The following is a 12,613-nucleotide window of genomic DNA, read 5'->3' as shown; positions in this document are numbered from 1 at the left end:
CCGGTTCTCTGCATGACTGCAGCCATCGAGATCTCGCATCTCGAGAAGACCTACGCGTCCGGATTCCTGGCGCTGAAATCGGTCACCCTCGAGATCCAGTGCGGAGAGATCTTCGCGCTCCTCGGCCCGAACGGTGCCGGCAAGACCACGCTGATCTCGATCATCTGCGGGCTCGTGAACCCGACATCGGGCCGTTGCCTGGTCGAGGGCCACGACATCCTGGCCGAACCTCGCCGGACGCGCTCGCTGATCGGGCTCGTACCCCAGGAGCTGACCACGGACGCCTTCGAGACCGTCTGGGACACCGTGAGCTTCAGCCGCGGCCTGTTCGGCCGGAAGGCCGATCCGGACCACATCGAGCGCGTGCTGCGTGACCTCTCTCTCTGGGAGAAGCGCGACAACAAGATGCTCTCGCTCTCCGGCGGCATGAAGCGGCGGGTGCTGATCGCCAAGGCGCTCTCGCACGAGCCGCAGATCCTGTTCCTCGACGAGCCCACGGCGGGCGTCGACGTCGAACTCCGGCGCGACATGTGGGGGCTCGTCCGGCGCCTCAAGGAGCAGGGCGTCACCATCATCCTGACGACCCACTACATCCAAGAGGCCGAGGAGATGGCCGACCGGGTCGGGGTCATCAATCGCGGGGAGCTGATCCTCGTCGAAAGGAAGGCCGAGCTGATGCGCAAGCTCGGCCGGAAACGGCTGGTCCTCGAGCTGCTCGAGCCGCTCGCCGCCATCCCGGCTTCGCTCGCGCGGGAGGGCCTGGAGCTGGCGGAGAACGGCTCCGAGCTCGTCTTCACCTATGACACCAAGGCGGGGCGGACCGGGATCGCGACGCTCATCGGCGAGCTCACCGGCGCCGGCATCCGCTTCAGGGACCTGCGAACGGAGCAGAGCTCGCTGGAAGACATCTTCGTGAACCTCGTCCGGAGCGACGCATGAACCTTCACGCGATCCGGGCGATCTACCTGTTCGAGATGGCGCGCACGCGGCGCACGCTACTCCAGAGCATCATCGCGCCCGTGATGTCGACCGCTCTCTATTTCGTTGTGTTCGGGGCCGCGATCGGGGGCCGGATCAGCGAGGTCGAGGGCGTCGCGTACGGCTCCTTCATCGTGCCGGGCCTGATCATGCTGACGCTGCTGACGCAGAGCATCGCGAACGCATCCTTCGGGATCTACTTTCCCCGCTTCACGGGGACGATCTACGAGGTGCTGTCCGCCCCGATCTCCGCCGCGGAGATCGTGATCGGCTATGTCGGAGCGGCGGCGACGAAGTCAGTCATGCTGGGGCTGATCGTCCTGGCGACAGCGGCCTTCATCGTTCCCCTGCGGATCGACCACCCGTTCGTCATGCTGGCCTTCTTGGTCCTGACCGCCGTGACGTTCAGCCTCCTCGGTTTCATCATCGGAATATGGGCGGAGGGCTTCGAGCAGCTTCAGCTGGTGCCGCTGCTGGTCGTGACGCCGCTCACCTTCCTGGGCGGCAGCTTCTACTCGATCGACATGCTGCCGGAGGGCTGGCGCACCGTCGCGCTGCTCAATCCGGTCGTCTATCTGGTGAGCGGCTTCCGCTGGAGCTTCTTCGGGCTGGCGGACGTGAACCCCGCCATCAGCCTTGGCGCGACGCTCGCGTTCCTGGCGGTCTGCCTGGGGCTCGTCGCCTGGATCTTCCGGACGGGATACCGCCTCAAGAAGTAGGTGGGCGCACCGCCCCCGCCGCGGGGCGAGGTGCAGGCCGGCCGCTGTCCCGCACGCCCGGGTGCGGAGCGCCACGCTTGTGTGCGACCGGGAATTCGCGGCCGCTTCCAGCTGCCGACTTACGTAAATGCGGGCGATTAGCTCAGAATAGGCGCGTATCGTACCCTGTATACAGTCTGACGATCCCGACCGTTCCCTTGATCAGTTGGGACAATTTTCAAGAGATTCCAGATTATGGCGTGAAACCGATTTGGATCGGTGCCAGATTGGTCGTGCTCAGCATTCGAGTGAATGAGCCAAAGGGAGATAGGAAATGCGCCTAGCGCCCCAAAAGCTTCCCATGATCGCTCTTGTTTCGGCCGTTCTGCTGCCGGCGCTTGCGCAGGCGCAGCCGCTCCAGGTGCCGGTCTCGCCCAGTGGCCCGAGTGATGCGGGGAATGTCGTCTACGTCGAGCCGGGCGGAGTGCCGATCCGGCAATTCGGGTACACGTCCAATAGCTGGATGATAACCGACCCGCCCAGCCTGAAAGTGCTGGGGCCGAGCTATGAGCAACCGAGCGGGATCAGGATCGGGCGTGGATCCTACATCCCCGACTGGATCGATACCGCTCCCGTGCAGAACATCTCCGTCGGGGGCCTGCAGCCGGATGGCTACTACACCTACTTCATCTCGCCCGACCGGAGGACCGTCGTCCTGGACCCGGCTTCGCGGCGGGTGGTGCGCGTGCTGCGCTGAAGGTTGCCGAGGCGAGGGAGGCTGGCCTGCAAGGCACAGCCTCCTTCGCGGGTTCCCGGGCGGGGTGCGCGCCGCCTTGATGGGGGCCGCCGCCAGGGCGGCCCACCATCCTTACCAGCTCGCGATGACCGCGCCCTTGAACTTGTCGGCGATGAAGGCCTTCACCTCCGGCGAGCGATACGCCGCGACGAGTTCCTTGACCCAGGGCTTGTCCTTGTCCGCCGCCCGCACCGCGATGAGGTTCACGTAGGGACCCTTGGGGTCTTCCTTCACGATCGCGTCCGCGGGGTTGAGGCCGGCCGAGACGAGATAATTCGTGTTGACGGCAGCCGCGTCCACGTCGTCAAGCGAGCGGGGCGTCTGGGCGGCGTCGACCTCGATGAACTTCAGCCGCTTCGGGTTCTCGACGATATCCGCGACGGACGGCTTGAAACCGACATCCGGCTTCAGCTTGAGCGCCCCCTTGTCCTGCAGCAGGAGAAGCGCGCGGCCGCCATTGGTCGGGTCGTTCGGGATCGCGATCGAGCCGCCCTGAGGCACGGCGTCGAAGCTCTTGTGCTTCCTCGAATAGATCCCCATCGGGAAGTTCACGGTCGAGCCGACGGCCTCGATCTTGAAGCCGCGATCGGTCTTCTGGTTGTCGAGATACGGGGCGTGCTGGAAGGAATTCGCTTCCAGCTCGCCGGAATCGAGCGCCGCATTCGGCACGACATAGTCGGAGAACTCGACGATCTTCACGTCCAGGCCGCGCTTGGCGGCGATGGGCTTCACGGCTTCCAGGATCTGGGCGTGCGGGCCCGGCGTGACGCCGACCCGAACGGTCTGCGGCGATTGCGCGAGCGCAGGCGCCGCCACGATCGAGGCCGCGATGCCGGCGGCGAGGAGAAGCTGTTTCATCGTAGGGTCTTTCTTCTTGTTGCAGTCTCGGAAGAGGTGGCGCGGCGCTACCAGGTCGGCTGGTAGGCGCCCTTGAAGCGGGCCAGGATGAACTCCTTCACGGGCTCCGAGCGGTAGGCCTCGACGAGCGCCTTCACCCAGGGCTTGTCCTTGTGCTGTTCGCGCACCGCGATGATGTTGACCCACGGCCCCTCGACCGGTTCCTTGATGAGCGGATCGGTCACGGGAGAGAGCCCGGCCTGGAGCGCATAGTTGTTGTTGATCGAGGCGGCATCGACATCGTCGAGCGAGCGGGCGAGCTGGGCGGCGTCGAGCTCGACGAAGCGGAAGCGCTTCGGATTGCCGGCGATGTCGGCGACCGTCGAGGCGGTGTTCGTCGGGTCCTTCAGCTTGATCACGCCGTTCGCATCCAGGATCTGGAGGGAGCGGGCGCCGTTCGAGGGATCGTTCTGGATCGCGATGGTGGCGCCGGCCGGCAGGTCCTCGATCTTCTTGTACTTCTTCGAATAGATGCCCTGCGGCGAGGCCGTGGTCGTGCCGGCCTTCACCAGCTTCCAGCCCGTCTTGGCGATCTGGTTCTTGAGGTAGGGCTCGTGCTGGAACGAGTTTGCCTCGAGATCGCCGGAGGCGAGCGCCTGATTGGGCACGACGTAGTCGGTGAACTCGATCACCTTGAGCTCGAGCCCGCGCTCGGCCGCGACCTTCCTCACGGCGTCGAGGACCTCGGCATGCGGGCCGGCCGTGACGCCCACCCGGATGGTCTGGGCGTCCGCCGAGGCCGTGCCCAGGCACAGGGCCGCCATCGCCGCGCCCAAGAGGGCGCGCCGGGACCAGTTCACCATGATGTTCTCCTGAGGTTGCGAGTACGGTCAGCCGTGCCGGAGGCGCTTGTTCAGCCGGCGGGAGAGGTGGTCGCCCGTGCTCTGGACGAGCTGCACGAGCACGATGAGCACGACGACCACCACGGCCATGACGTCGGGCATGAAGCGCTGGTAGCCGTAGCGGATGCCGAGGTCGCCGAGCCCGCCGCCCCCCACGGCACCGACCATCGCCGAGAAGCCGAGGAGGCTCACGACCGCGAGGGTCAGGGCCAGGACGATGGCCGGCAGCGCCTCCGGCACGAGTACTTTCCGGACGATCTGGAGGGGCGTCGCCCCCATGGCGCGTGCGGCCTCGACGAGGCCCTGGTCGACCTCGCGGATCGCGCCCTCGATGAGGCGCGCGATGAAGGGCGCCGCCGCGATGGTCAGCGGCACGATGGCGGCCTTGGTGCCGATGGAGGTGCCGACGAGAAGCCGCGTGAACGGGATAATGGCGACGACCAGGATGATGAAGGGCGTCGACCGCGTCGCGTTCACGACGAAGCCGAGCGCCTTGTTCACCAGCGGGGCTGCGAAGAGCTCGCCCCGGCCGCTGGTGGCCAGGAAGACGCCGAGCGGCAGGCCGATCAGCGTGGCGAGCGAGGCGGAGACCGCCACCATCCAGAGGGTGTCGAGGGTGGCCTCCCAGATGAGGCGCAGGATTTCAGGCGACATAGCCGATCACCTCCGTGTCGAGGTCGCGGGCCTGGAGAAAGGTCAGGGCCTGACCGAGCTTCAGCGGATCGTTGGGAAGGCTGACCACGAGGGTCCCGAAGGGGCGGCCGGCGATCTCGTCGACCGAACCGGACAGGATATTGAGGTCGAGCCCGAGCTCGCGCGACAGCTCCGAGATCACGGGATCGGTGGCGTGCGGGCCGCGGAACAGGATCCGGATCGCGACTGCGGCGCCAGGCAGGGGCTCCGGCTTCAGATGGGCGCGCAGGTAGGGCGGAAGCTCGTGGCCGGTCTCCGCTCCGAGGAAAGAGCGCGTGGTCGGGTGCCGGGGCCGGGTGAAGACGTCGAAGACGTCCCCGTGCTCGACGATACGGCCGGCATCGATCACCGCGACCTCGCGGGCAACGCCGCGGATCACCGACATTTCGTGCGTGATGAGGAGGATCGTGAGCCCGAGCTCCCGGTTGATCGAGGACAGGAGCTCCAGGATCGAGCGCGTGGTCTCGGGGTCGAGCGCGGAGGTCGCCTCGTCGGAGAGCAGCACCCTCGGCTGCGTCGCAAGCGCGCGGGCTATGCCGACGCGCTGCTTCTGCCCGCCCGAGAGCTCGGCCGGGTAGCGGTTGCGCTTGTCGGCGAGGCCGACGAGTTCGAGCAGCGGCTCGACGCGCTTCCTGATCTCCTCCGCAGGGGTGCCGGCGATCTCCAGCGGCAAGGCGACATTGTCGAAGGCCGTGCGCGAGGACAGGAGATTGAAGTGCTGGAAGATCATGCCGACGCGGCGGCGCACGTCCCGCAGCCCGCGCTCGTCCAGCGCCGAGACCTCCGTGCCGTCTACGACCACGCGGCCGCTCGTCGGCTTCTCGAGGCCGTTGACCAGCCGAATGAGGGTCGACTTGCCGGCGCCGCTGCGCCCGATCACGCCGAGGATCGAGCCGGGGGCGACCGCGAGGTCGATCCCGGAGAGCGCCCGCACCTCGGCCACCTTGCCGCGGGCAGAGAAGGTCTTCGTTACGTTCGCGAAGCTGATGGCGGGCTTCTGCGGAGAAAGCCGCTCGGCGCCCGCCAGCTCGGATTGTCGCAAGGGCATGTTCATCGCTGGGATGATCTAACGATCGCTCTGGACTGAAATGACGAACGATGAATGCCATATCGTTCGTCATTGCGCAACGGAATGTTCTTTTTGAAGAACGATCCACAGAGGGGCCGCTGTTCCCGGATGCCGCCCGGCAGGAGAACGCCATAACTCCGGCTGCGGTCCCGCCGACCTGCCCGTTGCGCCTGCCGCGCCCGGACTGCTAAGCCCCGCCATCCCTTTACCGGACCGACGCTTCCTCAGATGGCCGACAAGCAAGTGAAGAAAGTCGTGCTCGCCTATTCGGGCGGCCTCGACACCTCCATCATCCTGAAGTGGCTGCAGACCACCTATGGCTGCGAGGTGGTCACCTTCACGGCGGATCTCGGCCAGGGCGAGGAACTGGAGCCGGCGCGCCGGAAGGCGCAGCTCCTCGGCATCAAGGACGAGAACATTTTCATCGAGGACCTGCGCGAGGAATTCGTGCGGGACTACGTGTTCCCGATGTTCCGCGCGAATGCCCAGTACGAGGGCGTCTACCTGCTCGGCACCTCGATCGCCCGGCCTCTCATCGCCAAGAAGCAGATCGAAATTGCCGAGAAGGTGGGAGCGGACGCCGTCTCCCACGGCGCCACGGGCAAGGGCAACGACCAGGTCCGGTTCGAGCTCGGCTACTACGCGCTGAAGCCGGACATCACCATCATCGCACCCTGGCGGGAATGGGACCTGCGCTCGCGCGAGCAGCTGATCGACTTCGCCGAGAAGCACCAGATCCCGATCGCCAAGGACAAGCGCGGCGAGGCGCCGTTCTCCGTCGACGCGAACCTCCTCCACGCCTCGTCCGAGGGCAAGGTGCTCGAGGATCCCGCGCAGGAGGTGCCGGACTACGTCTATTCCCGCACGCTCTCGCCCGAGGAGGCGCCGGACAAGCCGACGGTGATCAAGATCGGGTTCGAGCGCGGAGATGCGGTCTCGATCGACGGCGAGAAGCTGTCGCCCGCGACGCTGCTCGCCAAGCTGAACGAACTCGGCCGCGCCAACGGCATCGGCCGGCTGGACCTCGTCGAGAACCGCTTCGTCGGCATGAAGAGCCGCGGCATGTACGAGACGCCCGGCGGCACCATCCTGCTTCCGGCGCACCGGGCCATCGAGTCGATCACCCTCGACCGCGGTGCCGCGCATCTCAAGGACGAGCTGATGCCGCGCTATGCGGAGCTCATCTATAACGGCTTCTGGTTCTCGCCCGAGCGCGAGATGCTGCAGGCTCTGATCGACAAGTCCCAGGAGATGGTCACGGGCGAGGTGACGCTGAAGCTCTACAAGGGCGGCGTCCACGTGATCGCGCGCGAGAGCCCGAACTCGCTCTACGACCAGGACCTCGTGACCTTCGAGGAGGGCGCGGTCGCCTACGACCACCGCGACGCGGCCGGCTTCATCAAGCTGAACGCGCTGCGCCTGCGCACGCTCGGCCAGCGCCGGAAAAAGCTCGGCGGCTGAAGCCCGTCTCTGTGACCGCGGCGTCATCCGGGCGTCGCGAGGGCTACAAGTGTCCGGGTTCATTGGAGCCGTTCTCAACGAGCGGAGATTCCGATGGCGGGCAAGATCAAGCTGGGGCGCAGGCAATTGCTCCTGGCGGGCAGTGCGGGCGCAATCACGGTCGCGACCGGGATTGCCCGGCCGGCCATCGGCCGGGCGGGTGAGCGTCCGGTCCTGACTCATGGCGTCCAGTCGGGCGATGCGGATCTAAATTCCGCCACCGTCTGGACCCGCGCCGACCGGCCCTCGCGCGTCACCTTCGAGATCGCGACCACTGACAGCTTCAAGGCGGTCCACCGGGCAGTCGGCCTCGATTCCCTGCCCGAAACCGACTTCGCCGTGAAGGCGCTGATCCGCGACCTGCCGGCCGGGCAGGACATCTTCTTCCGGGCGACCGCCCGCGACCTTGCGGGCGGCGTCGCGAGCGAGCCGCTCGTCGGCCGCTTCCGGACCGCTCCTGCCGGCAGGCGGGACATCTCCTTCGTCTGGTCCGGCGACACGGCCGGGCAGGGCTGGGGCATCGACGAGGCGCGCGGCGGCATGCGCATCTACGACACGATGCTGAAGCTGCGGCCGGACTTCTTCATCCATTCGGGCGACACGATCTACGCCGACGGCCCGATCCCGTCCGAGCAGAAGCTGCCCGATGGCTCGATGTGGAAGAACCTCGTCACTGATGAGGTCTCCAAGGTCGCCGAAACGCTCGCCGAGTTCCGCGGCCGCTACAAGTACAACCTGATGGACCGGAACCTGCGCGCCTTCGCGGCCGAGGTCCCCATGATGGCGCAGTGGGACGACCACGAGGTCACCAACAACTGGTCGGCCTCCAAGCAGCTCGCCGACGACAAGCGCTACAGCGTGAAGTCGGTCGGGCTCCTGGCCGCGCGTGGCATGCGGGCCTTCCACGAATACATGCCGATGTCCGCCTCTCCGGAGGAGGTCGGCCGCGTCTACCGGAAAGTGTCCTACGGGCCCTCGCTCGACATCTTCTTCCTGGACATGCGCACCTACCGGGCCGCGAATGGCGACAACCGCCAGACCGAAGAAGGCCCGGAGAGCGTGTTCCTCGGCGAGGAGCAACTCGCCTGGCTGAAGCGCGAGCTTCTCAACTCGCGGGCGACCTGGAAGGTGATCGCGGCCGACATGCCGCTCGGCGTCGTGGTCTTCGATGACGGCCGGCTGAAGAAGGGATCCGAGGCGATCGCCCAGGGTGACGGGCCGGCGCTCGGACGCGAGCTCGAGATCGCGGCGCTGCTGCGCTTCATCAAGCACGCCCGCATCCGCAATACCGTCTGGCTCACGGCAGACGTGCACTACACGGCCGCACACTACTACGATCCCAACAAGGCGCAGTTCCAGGATTTCGACCCGTTCTGGGAGTTCGTGTCCGGGCCTCTTCATGCCGGCAGCTTCGGGCCGGGCGACCTCGACAACACGTTCGGGCCGCAGCTCCGCTACGTGAAGGCGCCGAGTGCCGAGCAGGGGCAGAACACGCCGCCGAGCGCCGGCCTGCAGTTCTTCGGCCATGTCGCCATCGACGGCAACACGGAGGCCATGAAGGTGACCCTGAAGGACGTCGCCGGCGCCGACCTCTGGAGCACGGTCCTGGAGCCGGCCCGCGCCTGAGCTGCTGCGCCGGCTGTCCGGTTCCGTACCGTCAGCATTGCCGTGGAGGCGTTTACGGCTCCTCCACGGCTCCCGTGCCTCACTCCGGCCAGGAGTGATTGATGATTGATTTTGCAAAATGTTCGATCCGGGAGATCGAGGCTGCCTCGCCGGCGGAACTCGATGAACAACCCTTCGGCGTCATCGGCTTCGGCCGGGACGGCACGGTCGAACTCTATTCCGCGACCGAGTCCCGGATGGCCGGGCTGTCTCCCGACAAGGTCGTCGGCCGGCACGTCTTCGGCGTGGTCGCGCCCTGCATGAACAACTTCATGGTCGCCCAGCGCTTCGAGGACGAGCCGGAGCTCGACGCGACGATCGACTACGTGCTCACGCTCAGGATGCGGCCGACGCCCGTGAAGCTCCGCATGCTCCAGAGTGCGGGCGCCTCGCGACGCTACCTCCTGATCCAGCGCTGACCATGTCGGCCCAGGTGCCGGCGGAGCTCCCGAGCCTCGCCGAGGAGAACGAGCGGCTCCTCCAGTTCCTCTATGTCTGCCCGGTCGGGTTGGTCGAGATGGACGAGGCTGGGACGATCGGGCTGATGAACCCGCTCGCCGCGCAGCTTCTCCTGCCGATCGCCGATTCCGCCGCTCTCGCGAACCTGTTCGTCGCCCTCGAGCCCTACGCGCCGGATCTGCGCTACATGGTGTCGAGCTTCGGGGGAGAGCGGGGCGCCATCTGCGAGAACCACCGCATCCACGTCCGCCGCGGCGCGGGCGCGGCAGCCCAGGTCCTCGCCTGCTCGATCATCAAGATCGAGGCTGGCCGCCTCATGACCGTCCTGTCCGACATCACCGAACAGGTCGCGCAGGAGCGGCGCCTAAAGGAGGCGGAAGCGTGGTTCTCGGCGATCATCGCCGGCGTGAACGACTTCGCGCTGCTGTCGCTGGACGAGACCGGCCGGATCAACGCCTGGAACCGGTCGGGCGAGCGCCAGACCGGCTATTCGGGCCGCGATGTGCTCGGCCGGACCTTGAACGTGTTCTACTTTCCCGACGAGGCCGTGCAGGGCAGGGCGATGCAGCAGGTGGATCTCGCCCGCCGCGACGGATGGCACATCGACGAAGGATGGCGCCGCCGAAAGGACGGCTCGCGCTACTGGTGCCAGAGCCTCGTCTCGGCTTTGGAGGAGCAGACGGGGGAGATCACCGGCTTCTCGGTCGTGCTTCGCGACGTGACCGAGCGGAAATCGAGCGGCGACGAGATTCGCCGGCTGCTCACGACGGACCAGCTGACCGGCGTTTCGAACCGCGCCCGGTTCTTCGAACTCGGCGAGGCCGAGCTCACGCGCTGGAAGCGATTCGCGCAGCCGCTCTCGGCGCTCATGATCGACGTGGATCACTTCAAGGCGATCAACGACACGCATGGCCATGCGGCCGGCGACGAGGTGCTGAAGCAGGTCGCGGGCGCCCTCCAGTCGACGCTGCGGTCGATCGACGTCATCGGCCGGCTCGGGGGCGAGGAATTCGCGATCCTGCTTCCGTCGATCGACATCCAGGGGGCGGAGATGGTCGCGGAGCGGCTGCGGCGCGGAGCGGCCGGTCTCGTGCCGACCTTCGAGGGACGGCCCATCCCGGTGACGATCAGCATCGGCTGCGCCGAACTCTCGGGGCCCGTCGACGACATCGATGCGCTCCTGCGGGAAGCGGATGGCGCGCTCTACGCCGCCAAGCAGGGTGGGCGGAACAGGGTCGTGGTGCGGCGCGCCTTGGCGGCCTGAGGTCGCTCGCGCCGAGCTTGCTTCCGGTCTAAACTGACCCGAGGGTCCAGGACCACGAGGGAGCGCCATGTCCATCGCCTTTCCGGCGCCGGATCAATCCATTCTCGCTCGCCGCGGGGAGATCATCGCGGGGCTGGCGCGCCTCGTTCATCCGGAGGCCCTGATCACCTCCGAGGACGAGCGCCGGGCCTTCGAGACGGACGGCCTGACGGCTTATCGCAAGATGCCCATGGCGGTCGTGCTCCCGTCCTCCACGGCCGAGGTCTCGGCGGTGATGAAGTACCTGAGCGAGCAGGGCGTGAAGGTGGTGCCGCGGGGGGCAGGCACATCGCTCGCGGGCGGCGCGATCCCGCAGGAGGATGCCGTCGTCGTCGGTGTCTCGAAGATGGCGCGGGTGCTCGACCTCGATTTCGAGAACCGCACCGCGCGCGTCGAGGCCGGGATCACCAACCTGGCGATATCCGGGGCGGTCTCGCACGAGAGCTTCTTCTACGCGCCCGACCCGTCGAGCCAGCTCGCCTGCACGATCGCCGGGAATATCGGCATGAACTCGGGCGGTGCCCACTGCCTGAAATACGGCGTGACGACGAACAACATCCTCGGCGTCACGATGGTGCTGCTCGACGGCACGGTCGTGGAGATCGGCGGCCCCCATCTCGACAGCCCCGGCCTCGATCTGCTCGGCCTCGTCATTGGCTCCGAGGGCCAGCTCGGGATCGTGACGGAAGCGACGGTGCGCATCCTCCGGGCCGCCGAGGGTGCGCGCCCTGCGCTGCTGGGCTTTCCGTCCGCCGAGGACGCCGGCGCCTGCGTCGCGGCCATCATCGGCGAGGGGCTTGTGCCGGTCGCGCTGGAATACATGGATAAGGTCGCCATCGAGATCACGGAGGGCTTCGCGCAGGCGGGTTACCCGCTCGACGTCGAGGCCATGCTGATCGTCGAGGTCGAGGGCTCTGATGCCGAGATCGACGAGCAGCTCCGCCGCGTCGTCGCCATAGCGGAGGGCCACAAGGTCAGCACCGTCAAGGTTTCCCGCTCCGAGGCCGAAAGCGCGGCGATCTGGAAGGGCCGCAAGTCTGCCTTCGGGGCGACGGGCCGGATCTCCGACTACATCTGCATGGATGGCACCATCCCCACTGGCCAGCTGCCGCTCGTGCTCCGGCGCATCGACGAGATCGTGAAGCGGGAGGGGTTGAGGGTCGCCAACGTGTTCCACGCGGGCGACGGAAACCTGCATCCCTTGATCCTGTTCGACATCAACAAGCCGGGTGAGATGGAGAAGGCGGAGCGCGCGGGCGAGGACATCCTCAAGCTCTGCGTCGAGGTGGGCGGCTGCCTGACCGGCGAGCACGGCGTCGGGATCGAGAAGCGCGACCTGATGCGCTGCCAGTTCGACGAGGCCGACCTCGCGCAGCAGATGCGCATCCGCAACGTCTTCGATCCGGCCTGGCTCATGAACCCCGCCAAGGTTTTCCCGCTGGACGGCCGGGTCGCCGCATGAGCGAGGGATCCGCCATGACGAAGGACGACATCGAGGCCGTCCTCGAGAGGGTTCGCACCTGGCCGCTGGATCGGCAGGCCTATGCCGCCTTCCTTCTGCAAGGGATAGAGCGCGAAGTCGCGGAGCCCTATGAACTCACGCCGGAGGAGATGGTCGAGCTCGATCAGGCCGAGGCAAGCGGCGTAGCGTCGACCGCTGAGGTCGAGGCGCTGCTCGGGCGCTACCGCTGAACCGGCCCGTCACTTTCAGCA

General features: G+C 67.0%; 13 protein-coding genes. 9 read left to right on the top strand and 4 right to left on the bottom strand.

Annotation, left to right across the window (positions count from 1 at the left end; all coding sequences use genetic code 11):
• Window positions 1–12 precede the first annotated feature (12 nt).
• The 3 genes from ACO2SS_RS12070 to ACO2SS_RS12060 all read left to right on the top strand — a co-directional run bounded on the left by ACO2SS_RS12070 (window position 13) and on the right by ACO2SS_RS12060 (window position 2,433).
• Window positions 13–939 carry an ABC transporter ATP-binding protein gene (locus ACO2SS_RS12070; RefSeq protein WP_423277907.1) on the top strand — a complete coding sequence of 309 codons (927 nt, stop codon included), beginning with the start codon at window positions 13–15 and terminating at the stop codon, window positions 937–939.
• Window positions 936–1,697 carry an ABC transporter permease gene (locus tag ACO2SS_RS12065; protein WP_423277906.1) on the top strand — a complete coding sequence of 254 codons (762 nt, stop codon included), beginning with the start codon at window positions 936–938 and terminating at the stop codon, window positions 1,695–1,697. Before ACO2SS_RS12070 ends, ACO2SS_RS12065 begins: the two co-directional genes overlap by 4 nt.
• Before the next feature lie 340 nt (window positions 1,698–2,037).
• Entirely contained in the window at window positions 2,038–2,433 is a 396-nt protein-coding gene (locus ACO2SS_RS12060) for a hypothetical protein (protein ID WP_423277905.1), read from the top strand.
• Window positions 2,434–2,544: 111 nt separating this feature from the next.
• Here the strand turns inward: ACO2SS_RS12060 and ACO2SS_RS12055 are convergent, their stop codons facing one another.
• From ACO2SS_RS12055 to ACO2SS_RS12040, 4 genes are read right to left on the bottom strand one after another with little or no spacing between them, the layout of a single operon-like run.
• On the bottom strand, window positions 2,545–3,330 hold the full coding sequence (locus ACO2SS_RS12055) for a MetQ/NlpA family ABC transporter substrate-binding protein (RefSeq protein ID WP_423277904.1): 786 nt from the start codon (window positions 3,328–3,330) through the stop codon (window positions 2,545–2,547).
• A gap of 47 nt (window positions 3,331–3,377) precedes the next feature.
• Window positions 3,378–4,172 (bottom strand): MetQ/NlpA family ABC transporter substrate-binding protein, encoded by a 795-nt coding sequence (locus ACO2SS_RS12050; protein ID WP_423277903.1) that lies wholly within the window; start codon window positions 4,170–4,172, stop codon window positions 3,378–3,380.
• Between the two features lie 27 nt (window positions 4,173–4,199).
• Window positions 4,200–4,865: a methionine ABC transporter permease gene (locus tag ACO2SS_RS12045; protein ID WP_423277902.1), complete on the bottom strand. Its 666-nt coding sequence runs from the start codon at window positions 4,863–4,865 to the stop codon at window positions 4,200–4,202.
• Complete coding sequence (locus ACO2SS_RS12040) at window positions 4,855–5,958, bottom strand: methionine ABC transporter ATP-binding protein (RefSeq protein ID WP_423277901.1); 1,104 nt, start codon at window positions 5,956–5,958, stop codon at window positions 4,855–4,857. The genes ACO2SS_RS12045 and ACO2SS_RS12040 overlap by 11 nt, the downstream gene beginning before the upstream one ends.
• Before the next feature lie 243 nt (window positions 5,959–6,201).
• Here ACO2SS_RS12040 and ACO2SS_RS12035 point away from each other — a divergent pair, with 243 nt between their 5' ends.
• From ACO2SS_RS12035 to ACO2SS_RS12010, 6 genes are all read left to right on the top strand, one after another.
• Window positions 6,202–7,434: an argininosuccinate synthase gene (locus ACO2SS_RS12035; protein ID WP_423277900.1), complete on the top strand. Its 1,233-nt coding sequence runs from the start codon at window positions 6,202–6,204 to the stop codon at window positions 7,432–7,434.
• 93 nt (window positions 7,435–7,527) lie between these two features.
• Window positions 7,528–9,099 (top strand): alkaline phosphatase D family protein, encoded by a 1,572-nt coding sequence (locus ACO2SS_RS12030; protein ID WP_423277899.1) that lies wholly within the window; start codon window positions 7,528–7,530, stop codon window positions 9,097–9,099.
• Window positions 9,100–9,200: 101 nt separating this feature from the next.
• Complete coding sequence (locus tag ACO2SS_RS12025; protein ID WP_423277898.1) at window positions 9,201–9,557, top strand: hypothetical protein; 357 nt, start codon at window positions 9,201–9,203, stop codon at window positions 9,555–9,557.
• Between the two features lie 2 nt (window positions 9,558–9,559).
• Window positions 9,560–10,861, top strand: a complete 1,302-nt coding sequence (locus ACO2SS_RS12020; protein ID WP_423277897.1) for a sensor domain-containing diguanylate cyclase — start codon at window positions 9,560–9,562, stop codon at window positions 10,859–10,861.
• A gap of 67 nt (window positions 10,862–10,928) precedes the next feature.
• On the top strand, window positions 10,929–12,362 hold the full coding sequence (locus ACO2SS_RS12015; RefSeq protein WP_423277896.1) for an FAD-linked oxidase C-terminal domain-containing protein: 1,434 nt from the start codon (window positions 10,929–10,931) through the stop codon (window positions 12,360–12,362).
• Between the two features lie 14 nt (window positions 12,363–12,376).
• Window positions 12,377–12,592: a hypothetical protein gene (locus tag ACO2SS_RS12010; RefSeq protein WP_423277895.1), complete on the top strand. Its 216-nt coding sequence runs from the start codon at window positions 12,377–12,379 to the stop codon at window positions 12,590–12,592.
• Window positions 12,593–12,613: the final 21 nt, after the last annotated feature.

Source organism: Enterovirga sp. CN4-39, from assembly GCF_049446235.1.
GTDB lineage: Bacteria > Pseudomonadota > Alphaproteobacteria > Rhizobiales > Beijerinckiaceae > Enterovirga.
The sequence above is the reverse complement of the archived record's forward strand: the minus strand, read 5'-3'. Positions and strand labels throughout refer to the sequence as shown.